Source organism: Kluyvera sp. CHPC 1.2972 (assembly GCF_036759925.1).
In the GTDB taxonomy this organism is placed as follows: Bacteria; Pseudomonadota; Gammaproteobacteria; order Enterobacterales; family Enterobacteriaceae; genus Kluyvera.
On the sequence record NZ_JAPKIB010000003.1, the window covers coordinates 349259 to 366766 of the forward strand.

The window sequence follows — 17508 nt, forward strand, 5'->3', positions numbered from 1 at the left end:
CCGCATGTTCAAGCCACACGTTACCGTCGCCTGTGTAGTTCACGCTGAAGATAAATTTCTGGTCGTTGAAGAGACGATCAACGGCAAAGCGCTCTGGAACCAGCCCGCGGGCCATCTTGAAGCCGATGAAACGCTAGTCCAGGCCGCCGAACGCGAGCTATGGGAAGAGACCGGCATCCGCGCTAAGCCGCAGTATTTTCTCCGAATGCACCAGTGGCTGGCCCCGGACAACACACCGTTTCTGCGATTCCTGTTTGTGATTGAACTCGACAGCCTCTGCGCGACCGAACCGCACGATAGCGACATTGACCGCTGTTTATGGCTCAGCGCCGACGAGATTTTGCAGGCTAAAAACCTGCGTTCCGCGCTGGTTGCCGAAAGTATTCGTAGCTATCAGCAGGATGCACGCTATCCGCTGTCATTAATCGGCGAATTTAACTGGCCGTTTACAGAGGGTGTCAAGTAAAGGGCCGCGTGATAGAATATGCCGCCTTGAAGTCCAATGTCGTGAGTATTCCAATGTCAGAAAGCCAGAAAAAAGTGATCGTCGGCATGTCCGGCGGTGTTGATTCCTCCGTTTCCGCCTACCTGTTGCAACAACAGGGCTATAAGGTGGAGGGCCTGTTCATGAAGAACTGGGAGGAAGATGACGGCGAGGAATACTGCACTGCGGCGGCGGATCTGGCCGATGCGCAAGCGGTGTGCGATAAGCTCGGTATTGAGCTGCACACCGTGAACTTTGCTGCCGAATACTGGGATAACGTATTTGAGCTCTTCCTGGAAGAGTACAAAGCGGGCCGTACGCCGAACCCGGATATCCTGTGCAACAAAGAGATCAAATTTAAAGCCTTCCTCGAGTTCGCTGCTGAAGATCTGGGTGCTGATTACATCGCAACCGGCCACTACGTGCGCCGCGCGGATGTCAACGGCAAAAGCCAGCTTCTGCGTGGCCTCGACGGCAACAAAGACCAGAGCTACTTCCTTTATACGCTGGGCCACGAACAGATAGCACAAAGCCTGTTCCCGGTCGGCGAACTGGAAAAACCGCAGGTGCGTAAAATCGCCGAAGAGCTGGATCTCATCACCGCGAAGAAAAAAGACTCTACCGGTATCTGCTTTATCGGCGAGCGTAAATTCCGCGAGTTCCTCGGTCGCTACCTGCCGGCGCAGCCGGGCAAAATCATCACCGTTGACGGCGAAGAGATCGGCACCCATCAGGGGCTGATGTACCACACGCTCGGTCAGCGTAAAGGTCTGGGTATTGGCGGGACCAAAGAAGGGACGGAAGATCCGTGGTATGTGGTCGACAAAGACGTTGAAAACAACGTGCTGGTTGTCGCCCAAGGTCACGATCACCCGCGTCTGATGTCCGTTGGTCTTATCGCGCAGCAGCTGCACTGGGTTGACCGCGAACCGGTCACCGGCACGTTCCGCTGCACCGTGAAGACCCGCTATCGCCAGACCGATATCCCGTGCACCGTTACCGCGCTGGATGAAGGTCGTATTGAGGTTCGTTTTGAAGAACCTGTTGCCGCAGTCACTCCAGGTCAGTCCGCCGTGTTCTACAACGGGGAAATCTGCCTGGGTGGCGGCGTGATTGAGCAGCGCCTGCCGCTGCCAGTGGAATAAAGCCCTGCCTCGATAGGGTACAACGCACTCTGGCCCGCGTCGCGCCGCAGGTCAGATGCCAACAAGGAGTGAGCGTGGCGAAGAATTACTATGACATCACCCTGGCGCTGGCCGGCATCTGCCAGTCAGCCCGTCTGGTGCAGCAGTTGGCCCATCAGGGGCACTGCGACGGCGATGCGTTGCACGTTTCGCTGAACAGTATTATCGATCTCAACCCAGACTCTGCGCTGGGCGTCTTCGGTGGCAGTGAAGCCAATCTTCGTCTCGGCCTTGAAACCCTGCTCGCGGTACTGAACGCCAGCAGCCGTCAGGGTCTGAACGCAGAACTGACCCGCTATACCCTCAGCCTGATGGTGCTGGAGCGCAAGCTCGCCGCCGCCAAAGGGGCGATGGATATTCTGGGCAACCGTATTACCGGTCTGCAGCGCCAGCTCGACCATTTTGATTTACAGTCAGACACCCTGCTGAGCGCGATGGCGGGTATCTATGTTGACGTGATTAGCCCGCTTGGCCCGCGAATTCAGGTGACCGGCTCTCCTGCCGTGCTGCAAAGCCCGCAGGTGCAGTCCAAGGTCCGCGCTTCGCTGCTGGCGGGTATCCGCGCCGCGGTGCTGTGGCACCAGGTTGGCGGTGGCCGTCTACAGCTGATGTTTTCTCGTAATCGCCTGACCACTCAGGCCAAACAAATTCTTGCTCATTTAACCCCGGAGTTATGATCTATGGAATTATCCTCACTGACCGCCGTTTCCCCTGTCGATGGACGCTACGGCGATAAAGTCAGCGCGCTGCGCGGGATTTTCAGCGAATATGGTTTGCTGAAATTCCGTGTACAAGTCGAAGTACGCTGGCTGCAGAAGCTGGCCGCACACGCAGCCGTCAAGGAAGTTCCTGCTTTTGCTGCCGACGCAAACGGTTTCCTCGATAGCATCGTCGCGAACTTCAATGAAGAAGACGCGGCGCGCATCAAGACTATCGAGCGCACCACCAACCATGATGTGAAGGCGGTTGAGTATTTCCTGAAAGAAAAAGTCGCGTCCGTGCCTGAGCTGCACGCCGTGTCGGAATTCATTCACTTTGCCTGCACCTCCGAAGACATCAACAACCTGTCTCACGCGCTGATGCTGAAAACCGCGCGCGAAGAAGTGGTGCTGCCGTACTGGCGCAAAACCATCGATGCTATCAAAGATCTGGCCGTTCAGTATCGCGATATTCCGCTGCTCTCCCGTACTCACGGTCAGCCAGCCACGCCGTCAACCATCGGTAAAGAGATGGCGAACGTGGCCTACCGTATGGAACGCCAATATCGCCAGCTGGCACAGGTTGAGATCCTCGGCAAAATCAACGGCGCGGTGGGTAACTACAACGCCCACATCGCCGCCTATCCGGACGTTGACTGGCACCAGTTCAGCGAAGAGTTCGTCACCTCTCTGGGCATTCAGTGGAACCCGTACACCACTCAGATCGAGCCGCACGACTATATCGCCGAGCTGTTTGACTGCATCGCACGCTTCAACACCATTCTGATCGACTTCGATCGCGATGTGTGGGGCTACGTTGCGCTCAACCACTTCAAGCAGAAAACCATCGCCGGTGAAATCGGTTCTTCCACCATGCCGCACAAGGTTAACCCGATCGACTTCGAAAACTCCGAAGGCAACCTGGGTCTGTCCAACGCCGTGCTGCAGCATCTGGCAAGCAAACTGCCGGTTTCCCGCTGGCAGCGTGACCTGACCGACTCCACCGTGCTGCGTAACCTGGGCGTGGGTATTGGCTATGCGCTGATCGCCTACCAGTCCACCCTGAAAGGCGTGAGCAAACTGGAAGTGAACCGCGATCGTCTGCTCGACGAGCTGGATCACAACTGGGAAGTCCTGGCTGAGCCAATTCAGACCGTAATGCGTCGCTACGGTATCGAAAAACCGTATGAGAAGCTGAAAGAACTGACCCGCGGCAAGCGCGTGGATGCCGAAGGCATGAAGCAGTTCATCGACGGTCTGGCGCTGCCAGAAGAAGAGAAGACCCGTCTGAAAGCAATGACGCCAGCAAACTATATCGGCCGCGCTATCGCCATGGTTGACGAGCTGAAATAATCCCGCCCTCCCCCTCCTTCTTCCTGAAGGAGGGGACTTTCCCGCCAATTTAGTAAATGTTTATCTCCATAAGCTCATAATCAGCGTTAAACTATTCATGTCTTTAATTTAATGGAGAAACAGCATGCGCGTACTCGTCGTAGAGGACAACGCTCTGTTACGTCACCACCTGAAAGTTCAGCTCCAGGAAATGGGCCATCAGGTGGATGCCGCAGAAGATGCGAAGGAAGCAGACTATTACTTAGGCGAGCATATCCCGGATATTGCGATTGTGGATTTAGGGCTTCCCGACGAGGATGGCCTATCGCTGATCCGCCGCTGGCGCAGCCACGACATTTCGCTGCCTATTCTGGTGCTCACCGCGCGGGAAAGCTGGCAGGATAAGGTGGAAGTGCTGAGCGCGGGCGCCGACGACTACGTCACCAAACCTTTCCATATTGAGGAAGTAGCAGCCCGTATGCAGGCGCTGATGCGTCGTAACAGCGGTCATGCTTCACAGGTTATCTCCCTGCCGCCGTTCCAGGTTGACCTCTCCCGCCGCGAGCTCTCCATTAATGACGAAGTGATTAAGCTCACCGCGTTTGAATACACGATTATGGAAACGCTGATCCGCAATAACGGCAAAGTGGTCAGCAAAGACTCCCTGATGCTTCAACTCTATCCCGATGCGGAGCTGCGCGAGAGCCACACCATCGATGTCCTGATGGGTCGCCTGCGTAAGAAAATTCAGGCTCAATATCCCCAGGACGTGATTATCACCGTGCGCGGTCAGGGTTATCTGTTCGAACTGCGCGAATGAAAAATTTACGTCGGCATTTCTTGCCGCTGTCGCTGCGGATGCGTTTCCTGCTGGCGACGGCCGCGGTGGTTATCGTGCTGTCGCTGGCCTACGGCATGGTGGCGCTGGTGGGCTACAGCGTCAGCTTCGATAAAACCACCTTCCGTCTGCTGCGCGGTGAGAGCAACCTGTTCTATACCCTCTCTAAATGGGAAGACAATGCGCTGCACGTTGATATTCCCGAAAATCTCAATATGCAGGGTCCCACGGTCGCGCTGATCTATAACGATCAGGGAAAACTACTGTGGCAGCAAAAAGATCTGCCGTGGCTGGTGAAGAGCATTCAACCCGACTGGTTAAAAGGCAACGGTTTCTATGAGGTAGAAGCCGATGCTACCGCGAGCAGTACCCTGCTGCGCGACGATCATGAGATGCAAAAAGAGCTGACCGAAATGCGCCAGGAGGGCGATGATTCGGAGATGACCCACTCGGTGGCCGTCAACAGCTATCCGGCCACCAGCCTGATGCCCGCGTTGACTATCGTGGTGGTCGATACCATTCCGATTGAGCTTAAGCGTTCCTATATGGTCTGGAGCTGGTTCTCCTACGTGCTCGCCGCCAACCTGCTGCTGGTTATCCCGCTGCTATGGATTGCTGCCCACTGGAGCCTACGCCCCATCGCCGACCTCACCCGCGAGGTACGTGAGCTTGAGGAACATCACCGCGAGCATCTCAACCCCGACACCACCCGCGAGCTGACAAGCCTGGTGCGCAACCTGAACCGGCTGCTGAAAAGCGAGCGCGACCGCTACGATAAGTACCGCACCACGCTCACCGACCTGACCCACAGCCTGAAAACCCCGCTGGCGGTACTGCAAAGCTCGCTGCGTTCGCTGCGCAGTGAAAAGATCACCGTCAACGAAGCCGAGCCGGTGATGCTGGAGCAGATAAGCCGCATCTCGCAGCAGATTGGCTACTACCTGCATCGCGCCAGTATGCGCAGCGATAGCACTCTGCTCAGCCGCGAGCTTCACCCGGTCGCCCCGCTGCTGGACAGCCTGACGTCGGCGCTCAATAAGGTCTATCAGCGTAAAGGGGTCAACATCACCCTGGATATTTCGCCGGAGATCTCCTTCGTCGGTGAGAAAAACGACTTTATGGAAGTGATGGGCAACCTGCTGGACAACGCCTGCAAGTACTGCCTTGAGTTCGTCGAGGTTTCCGCCCGTCAGAGCGACGACTATCTGCATATCTTTGTCGAAGATGACGGTCCAGGCATTCCGCAAAGCAAGCGCGACATCGTGTTTGACCGCGGCCAGCGTGCGGATACGCTACGTCCAGGGCAAGGGGTTGGCCTGTCGGTAGCTCGCGATATTGTTGACCAGTATGACGGTCAGATTATCGCCCACGAAAGCCTGCTCGGCGGCGCGAAAATGGAGGTCCTTTTCGGCCATCAGGGTCTGGACAGTCACGAAGGGTAAATAATGTTTCCGTAGCAGGGTAGTTTTGTGAATACGATGTATAACCCGACGCAAATTTATATAAATCAATAATATATATTTATGCGTGGTGCCTATGGGGTGCCGAATAGGCGTTAAAAAGCCCTCTTTGTGAGGGCTTGGGGGACTATGCGTTGAAGTGCTCGAATGCCTTCTTACCAGCGGCGCGGCCCTTGTCTATCATCTCCGCGAGATCTTCAATGTGTACCAGGCGTGGCGCTTTCTGCGTCTCTACGGTTCGAAACGTTGGTAAAGGCAGCTTTCCTATGTTGGCCCGGTAGTTCGCCGTTGTAGGCTCAATACCGAGGTACTTCTTAGAGATCTGCTCAAGGGTCGGGGTTAGTGTTTCGAACTCCGCCAGCAGATAAAAGAACGTCGTATTCACTTATTGCCCTCCGGCCCGTGGTGATAGTGCCTCTATAGCGGCTGCGCAATCTTGCTTTGCACTATCAGCCGCTTTCCGGTGTTCCTGAAGCTCTGCGTCGTCAATCAGCGCTTTCCACGCGTCAGTCAGCGGGACTGAATCAGCAACCAGGAGGGCCGCAATACGTGCGCCGACAGTGCGCTTGTTTGTTAACTGGTTATTGGTAGTCATAGGGCCTCCTGTAGCTTTCTGGACACTTCCTGCAAGATCGAACTAACCTCCTCATTGTCTTCATTATCAAGCGAATTTAGCGTGTGGAGTAACTGAACAGCTTGCGTGTACGTAAGCTTCAGAGTGACAACGCGGCGTTTATTGTTGGTCATTTAATCGGTCTCCCCGGTTTTGACGTGGCAATAGTGCTCGCCGTTCGGGCGCGTTGACGCTACACCGCAGCGCGGGCATGGCTGCGGCGTAACGTAGACAACACGCCCCGTCCCTCCCGCCGCAACAACCGCGTCATAGGTTTCCTTGTCTGCGTCATACCAATCATCGTTTATTAACTGATAAATCGGCACGGCGGTCAGCGCTGCCAGGGCTATTTCAACCAGAGCCAGATTTTTAGCCGCTGCCACATCATCAGGCCGAGCGTCAACGGCGCACTGCGCCAGCATCTGGCAACCTTTCGCCTGCTCTATTAACTGCTCTTTAGTGAATGTCATTTTGTTTACGCCCCTTGTGGGGCGCTCCGTTAAAAAGGTTCGAAAGGCAGTCGGGCGTTTTCAACCGCCACCTGCTCTGCCACGCTGCGAGATGTGGCACCGAAAATTTTATGGATGTTATAGCCACTCCAGTTCTGGCGGCATTGGTCGAAAATGGTTGGTACGCCGCTTGGTGGCGCTCCGGTGCCGTTTCCGATGGCGAAAGTGCCAGGTGCCACCCGGTGAATCAGCCCCTTGACCGTTGCGTATTTCGCAGCAGACTCAACCGATTTTCTTTCGTGGCCATACATCGCGATCATGTCTTTAATCGTGACCAGCTCGTGTGACTTCAGGTAATCAAGAATGTCGTCTTTTATCATTCTCGCGGCCCTTTGCTAGATGCTCGTGATAAGCGCGCAAGCTGCCGAATTTGGCGATGCGCTCGTTTAGCAGTGCTACGGCTTTTTGTCCGTAGCGCGGGGAACCAAGCCCCGCAACCACTTTAAACATTCTGCTTGCCTTCACACTGAGCACCTTTCTGGCACCCGGTACAGCGCTTAGCTTTGTCATCGCCTGCCAGCGAGCGATAATCACAACCCTGAGACTTAAACCACTTGTCCCACTCATCAACACAATCCGGGCTCTTACCCTCTTTGATGGCTACGGCGATCACCTGGGAGCGGATGTCGCATAACGAACGACCTGCAACAATTTTCACTTACCATTCCCCTTAATTTTTGTGTTGATAGACTGAACGGCTTTGACTACCTTTGCCGGGTCAGCGTCTGAACAAGCGACCTGATAAGAGTCGGCCTGGACGTTGACTGCACATGCACCGCCAAGCGCTACAGTCTCGTTCAGGTTCGGCTCGCTTTTAACGACAGCACACCCGCTAATTAACAGAATTGATGCAAGGAATATTTTTCGCATATTCTTACCTCCTCTAACTCGTTATATTTACCTTCGGCAATTAACCGTGAGCGTTCCCGCGCCGCATTTTTATGCGCAGTCCTGCTTTTATCGTTCCGCCTTAATTTCGATGTAAAACCAATGGATAATGATTCCTTAATATTTCGCTCCCTTGTTCCTTTATTTATTAAATTCCCGTGGATGCTTGTAGCCATTATCAACACTCATTCCCCAACCTGGGGTATTTGGCATCCTTTCGCCCATCATCGCGCCAACCATCCCGCGAAAGCGCAGTTCTGAAATCATCTTTCCGTTTGAATAGATATCCCTACACACCTTCAGAAAGTAACGTTCCTTCCCGCTTGCCACCCGCTCATGCGCCGCGCCCAGCTCGCTTGCCATAGCCATGATTTCAACATCCTTACCCATAGACTCGCGCACCGCCTGTTTTGCAATATCCTGCTGAACCTTCAGTTCGCCACGCAGGTACTTGATACATGAATTGGCCTTTGCCAACTCATTGCGCACCGAAAACCATTTCTTTAATTCCGCTACTAAGCTTTTCATTTCTAACCCTCAGTTCATTTAATGCCGCGTCAATAATCGGCTTATTATGCGACAGCACTTTATTTAAATACTTACGCCCGGATGGGCTGTTATTTCCAGACGACAGACACCATTCAACTGACTCCAATAAATCTGAGTCGGACATCTCGCTAATAATCTTGCTTAAGGTGTTTCTTAACATCGCTCTTACATCCTCTGCCTTTTTGACAGGGGTAGGGGTATGTCAAAACACCATTTTTATTTCTAATGAAATATGGCTGTTTTTTATTTAATCAGATGCTATTGAGAGTTAGGTCAAGTAACTCGCTTTCAGTCCCGTATGCATTTGTGAACGATAGTTTGCCAGCGTGAATTGCTAGTTTCCCATTTCCACTATTTCTATGATGGTTCGTACACAAACAAATAACCTGTTTCCACCCGGCGCGCTGCGCCATGCCTTGGCCCTCTCTAATGTGATGAATCTCTCCCGGCGTTCCCCACACCCCAGCCTGCACATAGCAGGCCACACACCCCAGCTCCGCCACTTTGTTGACGTGCTCGCGCTCTGCCTTTTTCATGATTCCAACCAGGCGAGATCATCAGCAAACAGGCGGTTTGTCTCCTCCACTTCGCACCCGGCTTCCAGAACTGAGAAACAGGCGCGGCCCGTGTTTAATAGCTGGCGATGCATTGCACCTTTGAAGCGGGCAATCTGAGCATCAGATACATGGCTGTTGCGGTTTAAGTATTCGCTCGCCAGTTGCGCGAGGATGCGCTCACGAGCCTGGTTTACCTGCTGAATTAATTTTTCCATTTACTGCTCCTTTGGCTGATTTTGGGCAATAAAAAGCCCACGCGAAGTGGGCTATAGGAAAAGCTCCGACTACGCTGTTATTTTTTGAGTTCTACTGGCACAAGGTCGCGGCGCGGACTACACAGCACATTGTTAACAACCACGTAATCACCGTTAATCCAGTTATTCACCTGCTGTGGCAGCACGCCGTTTGCCCGCGCAAATGCTGATTTATTGCCGTCATAGTATTTTTCAATGTATTCAGTAAGTTTCATAAACCCTTCGTTGTTCCGATGTGATTATATTAAGTGAATTTCACTTAATTGCACAAGCCGTATTTAAGTGATTTTCACTTAATTTATGATTTCAGCACTTTTTGCAACTTTAGCCGCTTTCGCTATCGTTGGGCGGCTAACCCCCATAGCTTTCTCTATCTGGCTGTAACTGCTCCCAGCCTTAAGCAGCGCAATGATAGCTGCTTGCTTATCCAGGTCAGCACCACGCCCCTTGTACTTCCCTTCCGCCTGGGCCTTTGCGATACCCTGCTTTTGTCGGCGGCGGCGATCCTCATAATCCTTTCTGGCAATAGCTGCCAGCATGTCCAGCATCATACCGTTTATTGCGTCCAGCATACGCCCGGTGAACTCATCACCCGCCGCCGCTAACATGTGCGACGTTGGCAAGTCCAGGGCAACAACGCGAATACCCTTTTCCGTGATTGCGGTTCGAAGCTTTATCCAATCCGTGGCATTCAGGCGCGAAAGGCGATCGACTTGCTCAATAAGCAAAACATCACCCACCTGAGCTGATTCCAAAATTCTGAACAGCTCCGGCCTTTCCAGTTTCGCGCCGCTTTCATTTTCAACGTGCCAGATGGGTGAACGCAGCCCATGCTCTGAGGCGAATTTAACCAGATCGTTTTTAGCTCGCTCGGCATCCTGTTCGTTTGTCGAGGCTCTTAGGTACCCAAAAACCACTGAAGCCAATTTTTAACCCTCTTTAGTTAACTTTGAGTCAAATCCCTAAACCAGTTAACTTTAAGTTATTTCCATGCCTAAACCAACACGGTAAATGATGGTTTATAATCGGTACACCCTTACTTAACCACCACAAAAACAAAAAATCCCCCGAAGGGGATTGCGCTGATTTGCTATTTTTGCTAGCTCTGATTTAGCATTTTGTTTACCGTACTGCGGCTAAGCTTTCCGGTGTCCACTCTTCTATCAACTTCCTTTTCGCACAAATATGCCGACATCGCTTTTACATCATCGGCGTGCTTATCACTTTCGTTCGTGACGGACTTTTCACACTCAACCAAATCTTTCAATGTCGCAGCCCTTAACACTTTTTGCATCTCTGGGCTTTTTGCTCGCTCCACCAATAGCTCATGCCGCTCCTGTGCTTTTTCTTGCGCCTGTTCATTCGCTTGTTTGTTCGCTTGCTCCTGGGCCTGCTGCTGTAACTGCGCCTGATATTGGAGTAAATCAAAAGACTCCTCACACCGCTCATAGCGCGCCGTGTCCATATCCGCATCGGCTCGCGCCATATACGTACCAGCCATCGCGGCCCCAAATTGTGATCCCGCCGCTTCGGATTTCAATTCCTGGCACTGCGCATGCCTTGCTTTCCCCGCGCAGCCAGAAAGGGCAACAAGAGCGAATGCCGCCAGCACAAGCCGCTTACTCATCATAAGAGCAGTACCCTCCTTTGTGGTGCGATCCAGTCCCGCCGTGTGGATGCTCACCCTTTGGACAAGCCATCGCCGAAGCTGCAACCAACAACATCCCCAAACACATAATCATTTTTTTAAATTTCACAAGATTTTTCCTAGCCAATAAAAAACCCGCACATCATGCGCGGGTTTGGGTGTTGGGTTTGGTGTGATGGTGCTATTCGGTTTGGGGGATAATAATGCCGGGGTTTAGTGCGAGTAGCTCTGCGTAAATCTGCGCCTTGATTCCTGCATCCCTTGCAGCCAACATTTCCTCCAAACCTTCAACCTCCGCTGCAGTTGGTGGATTTGCCGTTCCGTATAGCGTGTTGATGTTCGCTGTCCCTGCGTCAATCTTTGACTTGCTCCCTGATAACGCTACTACGCGCCCGTTCCCGTAGTTGATATGCAGAAACGCGCTCGTGTCTCCTCCTATACTGAAGAACCCGCACGAGTCTGCTTCCCACTCGGTGATGTCGGACGCTTTGCAACCGTAGCGATAAAATCCTGCCCCGTAGTTGGTGCGCAAGTCCTGCATGATTTCCGCTGCCGTCTTTGTTGTCGCATCGTTTGATACCATCACCCCAGAGCCGACACCATAGCTCGCCCCATTATCCACCACCCTCCCCCCGGTGGTAATTTCCCCCGCCACCGTCAGCGTATCGTCCATTGTCACCGCGCTCGGGAAGTTGGTTAGCTCCACGTTGCCGTCAGTATCTGGGGCGGTGCCGTTCACGGTTGACACTCCTTCAGTCTGCACAACGATATTCCCGTCAGCGTCCGGGCTGGAGCCGTTGACCGTCATAACGCCAGTGTCGATGGTTGCGTTTCCGCTAGCGTCTGGCGATTTGTCATTTACCTTCATCACCCCGGTGTCGACGGTAACATTACCCTCGTCATCTGGTGACTGTCCGTTTACTGTCAGTACGAGTGATACCACGTTGCTTGCCTTTGATTTTTTCCAGAGTGAGAGAACGATTGATTGGCTTTGAGCAATCTTTAACAGCTCCGCCTGAACCAACTTAGTCATGCCGTGCATATCTTCCGGCACGTTGATTTGTGCCACCTGATACAGCTGCGGTGGGGCTTCTGTTACCTGGCTATTGCTGGTTGAGCTGGGGCTGGTTTGCCGGGTGGCCTGCTTGCTTCGCTCCAGTGCGTTCAGCTTTGCGCGCGCCTTTGATTCTGCGGGGGTCATTAGTAGGCTCTCCCGGTATTAGCTGTTTTGAACGTGATGCCCACCGGGATTGCTCCCTGACCGCTGATTTCAAGGCGATAGCCGTGGGTTTCACCTTCCGTTCTCCATGTCTGGCGGCGCTGAGAGTATAGCGTTGCGATGCTCTGCGTGTCCCACGTGTAGCCACCATCTGGGTTATCGGCTCGGCCCATCATGACGGTTAGCGGGTCGGTGCCTTTACCGTTCAGATACGTCTCGCAGATCATGCTGCGATAGCCCGTATTGAACTCAAGCCCCCGGCGCTCAACGTAGCATTGCAGGCTTTGCTGCTGCATGGCCCATGCGCCGTTACTGTAGTTATGGCGATTCTCTGTGTAGCCGCTATTCAGGTAGTAGATGCCACCAGCAGCGCAACTGCCAATCATCGTGCCCTGGCTGATTTTTTCGGCGCCAGCATTCCATATGGCAGTTTCGCTATCCCATTCCGTATCGTTTTCATCCCACTCAACAGGAATCATGTCAGATGTAGGCGGCAACGGTGCAAACACTGCGTCGTAGATGTATGGCAGCGTTCGCTTTGACCACGTGCCGTTAACGTAGTTATACGTTAGCGCCTGAGTCTTTGCGTAATCCCCGTCAGCCTGGTCGGTTCCGCGACACATCACCCATATTTCGTTTAGCTCCGGGTAGTTAAGCATCCGCACCATTCCCGGCTCCGCGCTCGCAACAAGACTTGATAGCCATTCGCGGCACACGTTATCCGCGATGGATTTCCAACTTACGGCATCGTGGCGAACAACGTCCGACCCGGTAAACACATAGTTATAGCCTTTGGCGTTGACGCAACAACCAATGTCGAGACAGCCTAGGTCGGAGTAAACGAGCTTTGTGATAAACGGTGATTGGTCATTGCCGGACGGCGTGAGGCTAAACGTCTCACGCTCGGTGTAAACGTAGAGTGTGCCGCCATTCTCGCAGCCGTCGATAACCTGCGTGGCGCTGGACAGGTCTTGCCACCCCGCGTAGCCATCAATCACTGCCGCCGCGAAATCCTCCGATGTTCTGTTCGCTGCGGTGTCATCCCAGTTAATCGGGAAGGCGTCCTCTTGTGCGAATCCTGACCAACGAAGGCGGGCTGGGTAAGGAACGTCCGCACCACCAGCAGACTCTTCAACAGTGTTTAGCGCGATCAAACGGTTATCGAATGAAATAACGTTTTTGCACGTCCACCGGCGCACTTCAGTTGTCTGCGTTCCGTCTGTCTGCTCACCCCAACCAGGAAGGGTGTCAAAGTCCGTCCAATCGTACTGCTTCCCTACCGGGGGCTGCGCCGTCATACCGAACAACACGCAGTTGTTAATGACGGCTTTATATGCGCTCCACGGGTCGGCAGTGGGCCAACCGGCAAACGCCGTGTAATAGCCAATCATTTCCGGTGCTGCCATATTTTGAGAGCACACCGAGAGAATGCTGTCGCCGTCCGATTTAGCGATCTGCAGCATAAACAGCAGTCGCGCGCCGTTGCTGAACCCGTCAAACAAGATGGGTTGCATCAGGTAAATGACGCCATCCCAACTATCGCCCTCCGCCGTTTCCGTATAGTACGATTCCGGCGCATTCCCTAACCCCTGCTCAATTTCGCGCCCGTTGAAGCGAACGTTGAGCGCGTCCGTGAAAGCCTGGTCGGGCAACATTGTCGGGTCGCCGTCCATCATTATGCCAACAGACCCCAGTTGTTGAATTGATGGTTTTGTCATGCTGTGCGTACCCAGATATACATGCCGTAGTAAGGGTTAACAAACACGCCGCCATCCGTAGCGCTCCCTGTACCAATAGCAACTCTAACCCCAGTGACACCGTGACCATGTGTGCCGTCATTTGTTGTTTTGTACTCCGTTCCGCTGTATGAGCTTGATGTGTCCGACATGCACTTACCGCTACCTCCTGAACCATATGAAGTATGTAGAAACGGGTCTGCGTTTTCCCCTCGCACCCCGTTTCCGTGTTCATGTCCACCCCCACTATCCACCGTTCCCGTTGGGGTAATTGATTGCGCGATAATCTGGTCGTTTCCTACGCGCCAGCTTCCCGACTGCGCCCCCAGCGAGAATTCACCAGACATGCCATTTTTATCTACTGCAGCGCCAACACCCGCTACCAATCCGACCACTTCCGACCATGTACCGAATCCCAGGTAATCAGCCGGGTTTCGCGTATCGGTGGCGCTCATGTAAACAGCCCCTACCGGATAGAAGATGTTTACCAGCGCCTGAAAATTCATCATCAACGCCGCGTTGGCTTTTGTCTGCTCCATTGTCGGTGTTAACGATATTCCGCAAGCCTGATTTCCTGCGCCGTCCTGAAGGTGCCACGCCGCTGGTGATGTTGTTGTTGCGTCAGCCTGAGTTAACGCCATCCCAGCAGTTAGGTTATTGAACTCATCCGGCGTGCCGGTGATGGGGCCGTTGGCGTTTGGGAATGTTGCCTTTACCGATTTCTTAACAACACGAATATGGTCGTCTCCGTCGCTCTCCGGGTCTGTGCCAAGAGGCCAATCTTCCTGCAAATCTGAAATATACCCGCCTGCTTCTACTGGCATTATTTAGCCTCCATTTTATCGACCTGCTTTTCTAGCGTGTCGATTTTGTATTGATCCACTGCCTCGTATTTAACGAGCGTTGCGAGGGTTTCACCCTCTTTTGCCTGGGTTCCCACAACCTGCGTTAACTGCTCCTGAGCGGCGCCGACGCGCGCGCAGAATGCCGCGATAGTGCATACGCCGGAGAACCCGATAAACGCCAGCGCGTAAAGCACCGGGTGCGGTTTAGAAGTATCCATGGCGCTTTCTCTTTGCTGTACCCGTCTTGGCGAGCTGCTGGCGGGAGTTGTTGAGGTTGTTGATTTCGGCTTCCGCCATCTGTTGCCAGCTTGCTGCGGCATCGTCCTTTGAGAACATCCCGCAGTAGTAGAGCGATAGCCATAACAGCGCATTCTCTGCGCCATCGGTGTAGGCGTTCGTCTGGTTTGCGCTGGTGATCCGGGTAGGTTTTTGATAACCAGTCACCTCCACGGCACCTGGCTTAACCAGCTCAATAGCGTTGCCGTTCATGGCGTAGTGGAAGTCATAGCCGGAGATTTCCGGGCGTTGGTTAATGACGGCGCGCAATCCGGTGATATCGCCGTATGTTGTGGATGTGCCCACCAGCCCGGCGATAGTCACGCTGCTGATTTCCAGATAGTCGGACACGTCAACGCTCAGCGCGTCAGCTGCGTAGTCAGTAGTGACAATCATGGAACCGATACGCAAGCCATTATCCAGCGCAGTTTGCGCTGCGGCGATGAATTGAGGGATGGCGTTGATAGTCTGGCTGTCGGTGCGTCCGCACCAGGTTTTGATATTGCTTACGAGGTCGTTATAGGTAGTGCTCATAATTCACCTGTAAAAAAGGCGGCAAGCGCCGCCCTTTAGTTATTTATCGCTGTTATTCAACAACTACCCAATCTTCCGCCAGCATATCGGTCTGGCTCGCCAGCCACGGAACAAAACCACCGTCAGCAGTGCGCATGCCAATCCACGGCAGCAAGCGATCGTTAACGCCATCAACCTGGTACATTGGCTCATGAGGTGCTGCGCTCTGCGGCGGCTTAACCAGTTGCAGATGCATGCCCTTGCCGTTCCAGCCGCTGCGCGCCGCGCACTTACCATCACGCAGCATTGCCAGCATGCCGCCAAAACCCATGCTGTACCGATGCCCACAACCTGCTACTGCTACATTTTCGTTTTTCATCGTTCTATTCCTTATGCGTATTTGAGGGTTTTCTTTGGATCGGCGAACTGGTGACAGATTCGCGCAATCATTCGCCCGTCCGGCGTATCTGGCGTTGCTTGCCCGGTTAGCACTTTGGTCACGTTCCGCCCTCTACCTCTTCACCCAGCGCCTCACGCTGGCTGGACACCGCAACAAAACAGATTTGCGCGATGGTCATTACCTCAATGCTTTTGATGCTCATTACGCCACCGTGATCGTTGCGGTTGCCGTTTTAGTGGTTCCGCTATCGTCCTTCACGGTTGCCGTGAGTGTTGCGGTTCCTGCCGTTGTTGGGGTTCCAGTGATTGCCCCGGTAGTGCTAACTGATAACCCTGCTGCACCCGCACCGCTTAGCGCGTACGTCGTCGTAATGCCCGTTGCGTTGCTCGGAGCGACCGTCACCGTAGCTTGCCCGGTATAAGCGGCGCTATGGGTGGCGGTTGTCGGGCTAACTGCAACGGTTGCGCCAGTCATTACGACGCTGGCTTTCCCTCAATCCATGCGGAGCGCCATGGGTTGGCGTGTTCCCAACCAGATTCCAGCAGGAACGCCACTTCATCGGCATCGCCCAGTTCTGGCAGGTCTTTGACACGAGGCTCGCCAAATACAGCCTCTTGCCAATCTTCCGGGTTGTAGATGAGAACGGTGCCGTTAGGCATCATTGGGTTGAACATCACCATTACCGTTTGCCCAAAGGCATCGGTCAGGGTGCTGACTTCCCAGCTCACTTCCGTGGAATTTTCGAATACACGAACGCGATTTCCGTTCTCCCCGGTTTTCTCCTGCATACCGGAAATGGTGTCCGACATATCCATGGATGCCATGAGAATCTTTGGCTTTGCGCCTACGGTTTTCAGGCGCTTGAGAGCGTCTTTAATGTCATCTTCGGTAGGTGTGGCTGATTCCGAAACGATATAGGTTTGGATACCTTTAAGCGGATCGCCAGAAATGGTGGTGCCGCCATCGGTACTGGAAATCAGGTATTTGATACCCGCCGCAGTCGCTGCCACCGGGTTGCCGTCAGAACCATCAGCCGGGGCGACTGCGGGGCCATTGTTGAACATTGCCCATTCAAAATCGGCTTTCAGTTCAGTGGCGCGCTTTTTGGATTGGCGATCAAGCTGACCGGTTCCGGCATAGTACGACTGTCGCTGAGCTTCGCTGGTTACTGCCAGGCCAAGAATGAGCTTCTGGGTGTAGTTTTCCAGCATGGTGGTTTTGCCGTAAGACTTCGGTACATCTGCCCACTGAACGTTTTCAGGGTAGGCATTTGAACCAGGGGCTTTCAGGCTGTCGATCTGCCATCTGTGATGCTGGTTATCGACTTTCTTTTTGCCGATGGTAGACCAGAACATGGTCTGCTCAGGGTCCAGCATGGCAATGTCGTTAGCTACTTCGCTTTTTACGCCAACGTGGTCATAAGACCAGAGGGTTAAGGCTGCCATTCATATAGGCCTCCTTTGCGGGCTTCATGCCCATTGAGCAATGCTCATTGAAAGGAATTA

General features: G+C 53.5%; 25 protein-coding genes. 6 read left to right on the forward strand and 19 right to left on the reverse strand.

Annotation, left to right across the window (positions count from 1 at the left end):
• The first annotated feature begins 4 nt into the window (after positions 1-4).
• From V6944_RS07720 to phoQ, 6 genes are all read left to right on the forward strand, one after another.
• On the forward strand, positions 5-466 hold the full coding sequence (locus V6944_RS07720) for an NUDIX hydrolase (protein ID WP_333498523.1): 462 nt from the start codon (positions 5-7) through the stop codon (positions 464-466).
• A gap of 53 nt (positions 467-519) precedes the next feature.
• Positions 520-1629 (forward strand): tRNA 2-thiouridine(34) synthase MnmA, encoded by a 1110-nt coding sequence (gene mnmA / locus V6944_RS07725; RefSeq protein ID WP_035896079.1) that lies wholly within the window; start codon positions 520-522, stop codon positions 1627-1629.
• 74 nt (positions 1630-1703) lie between these two features.
• Entirely contained in the window at positions 1704-2345 is a 642-nt protein-coding gene (gene hflD, locus V6944_RS07730) for a high frequency lysogenization protein HflD (protein ID WP_035896078.1), read from the forward strand.
• Between the two features lie 3 nt (positions 2346-2348).
• Positions 2349-3719, forward strand: a complete 1371-nt coding sequence (gene purB, locus V6944_RS07735) for an adenylosuccinate lyase (protein ID WP_333498524.1) — start codon at positions 2349-2351, stop codon at positions 3717-3719.
• Between the two features lie 124 nt (positions 3720-3843).
• The gene (phoP, locus tag V6944_RS07740; RefSeq protein WP_035896075.1) at positions 3844-4518 is read left to right on the forward strand and encodes a two-component system response regulator PhoP; all 675 of its coding nucleotides are present in this window, start codon (positions 3844-3846) and stop codon (positions 4516-4518) included.
• A complete protein-coding gene (phoQ, locus tag V6944_RS07745) occupies positions 4515-5978 on the forward strand; it encodes a two-component system sensor histidine kinase PhoQ (RefSeq protein ID WP_333498525.1) in 1464 nt (487 codons plus the stop codon). Before phoP ends, phoQ begins: the two co-directional genes overlap by 4 nt.
• Before the next feature lie 145 nt (positions 5979-6123).
• On the opposite strand, the gene V6944_RS07750 is transcribed toward phoQ, so the two are convergent.
• The 19 genes from V6944_RS07750 to V6944_RS07840 all read right to left on the reverse strand — a co-directional run bounded on the left by V6944_RS07750 (position 6124) and on the right by V6944_RS07840 (position 17448).
• A complete protein-coding gene (locus V6944_RS07750) occupies positions 6124-6381 on the reverse strand; it encodes a pyocin activator PrtN family protein (protein WP_333498526.1) in 258 nt (85 codons plus the stop codon).
• Positions 6382-6591 (reverse strand): hypothetical protein, encoded by a 210-nt coding sequence (locus tag V6944_RS07755; RefSeq protein WP_333498527.1) that lies wholly within the window; start codon positions 6589-6591, stop codon positions 6382-6384. It abuts the gene before it with no gap.
• 152 nt (positions 6592-6743) lie between these two features.
• A complete protein-coding gene (locus tag V6944_RS07760; protein ID WP_333498528.1) occupies positions 6744-7079 on the reverse strand; it encodes a hypothetical protein in 336 nt (111 codons plus the stop codon).
• Positions 7080-7108: 29 nt separating this feature from the next.
• Positions 7109-7438, reverse strand: coding sequence for a hypothetical protein (locus V6944_RS07765; protein ID WP_333498529.1), 330 nt, complete (start codon positions 7436-7438; stop codon positions 7109-7111).
• A gap of 122 nt (positions 7439-7560) precedes the next feature.
• On the reverse strand, positions 7561-7776 hold the full coding sequence (locus V6944_RS07770) for a hypothetical protein (RefSeq protein WP_333498530.1): 216 nt from the start codon (positions 7774-7776) through the stop codon (positions 7561-7563).
• A gap of 371 nt (positions 7777-8147) precedes the next feature.
• Positions 8148-8534, reverse strand: coding sequence for a hypothetical protein (locus V6944_RS07775; RefSeq protein ID WP_333498531.1), 387 nt, complete (start codon positions 8532-8534; stop codon positions 8148-8150).
• Positions 8535-8806: 272 nt separating this feature from the next.
• The gene (locus tag V6944_RS07780; protein ID WP_333498532.1) at positions 8807-9091 is read right to left on the reverse strand and encodes a Ref family recombination enhancement nuclease; all 285 of its coding nucleotides are present in this window, start codon (positions 9089-9091) and stop codon (positions 8807-8809) included.
• Entirely contained in the window at positions 9088-9327 is a 240-nt protein-coding gene (locus V6944_RS07785) for a hypothetical protein (RefSeq protein ID WP_333498533.1), read from the reverse strand. The genes V6944_RS07780 and V6944_RS07785 overlap by 4 nt, the downstream gene beginning before the upstream one ends.
• 77 nt (positions 9328-9404) lie before the next feature.
• Positions 9405-9581 carry a hypothetical protein gene (locus V6944_RS07790; RefSeq protein ID WP_333498534.1) on the reverse strand — a complete coding sequence of 59 codons (177 nt, stop codon included), beginning with the start codon at positions 9579-9581 and terminating at the stop codon, positions 9405-9407.
• A 78-nt stretch (positions 9582-9659) separates the two neighbouring features.
• Positions 9660-10292, reverse strand: a complete 633-nt coding sequence (locus tag V6944_RS07795) for a recombinase family protein (protein WP_333498535.1) — start codon at positions 10290-10292, stop codon at positions 9660-9662.
• Between the two features lie 173 nt (positions 10293-10465).
• Positions 10466-10996: a hypothetical protein gene (locus V6944_RS07800; RefSeq protein WP_333498536.1), complete on the reverse strand. Its 531-nt coding sequence runs from the start codon at positions 10994-10996 to the stop codon at positions 10466-10468.
• 199 nt (positions 10997-11195) lie between these two features.
• Complete coding sequence (locus V6944_RS07805; protein WP_333498537.1) at positions 11196-12215, reverse strand: hypothetical protein; 1020 nt, start codon at positions 12213-12215, stop codon at positions 11196-11198.
• A complete protein-coding gene (locus V6944_RS07810) occupies positions 12215-13951 on the reverse strand; it encodes a hypothetical protein (RefSeq protein WP_333498538.1) in 1737 nt (578 codons plus the stop codon). Before V6944_RS07810 ends, V6944_RS07805 begins: the two co-directional genes overlap by 1 nt.
• Positions 13948-14793: a phage baseplate protein gene (locus tag V6944_RS07815; protein ID WP_333498539.1), complete on the reverse strand. Its 846-nt coding sequence runs from the start codon at positions 14791-14793 to the stop codon at positions 13948-13950. The genes V6944_RS07810 and V6944_RS07815 overlap by 4 nt, the downstream gene beginning before the upstream one ends.
• Positions 14793-15032 (reverse strand): hypothetical protein, encoded by a 240-nt coding sequence (locus tag V6944_RS07820; RefSeq protein WP_333498540.1) that lies wholly within the window; start codon positions 15030-15032, stop codon positions 14793-14795. The genes V6944_RS07815 and V6944_RS07820 overlap by 1 nt, the downstream gene beginning before the upstream one ends.
• Positions 15019-15624 carry a phage adaptor protein gene (locus V6944_RS07825; protein ID WP_333498541.1) on the reverse strand — a complete coding sequence of 202 codons (606 nt, stop codon included), beginning with the start codon at positions 15622-15624 and terminating at the stop codon, positions 15019-15021. Before V6944_RS07825 ends, V6944_RS07820 begins: the two co-directional genes overlap by 14 nt.
• Before the next feature lie 52 nt (positions 15625-15676).
• Entirely contained in the window at positions 15677-15982 is a 306-nt protein-coding gene (locus V6944_RS07830; RefSeq protein WP_333498542.1) for a DUF2829 domain-containing protein, read from the reverse strand.
• Between the two features lie 222 nt (positions 15983-16204).
• Complete coding sequence (locus tag V6944_RS07835; RefSeq protein ID WP_333498543.1) at positions 16205-16477, reverse strand: putative Ig domain-containing protein; 273 nt, start codon at positions 16475-16477, stop codon at positions 16205-16207.
• Positions 16477-17448, reverse strand: a complete 972-nt coding sequence (locus tag V6944_RS07840) for an SU10 major capsid protein (protein WP_333498544.1) — start codon at positions 17446-17448, stop codon at positions 16477-16479. The genes V6944_RS07835 and V6944_RS07840 overlap by 1 nt, the downstream gene beginning before the upstream one ends.
• Between the last annotated feature and the right edge of the window lie 60 nt (positions 17449-17508).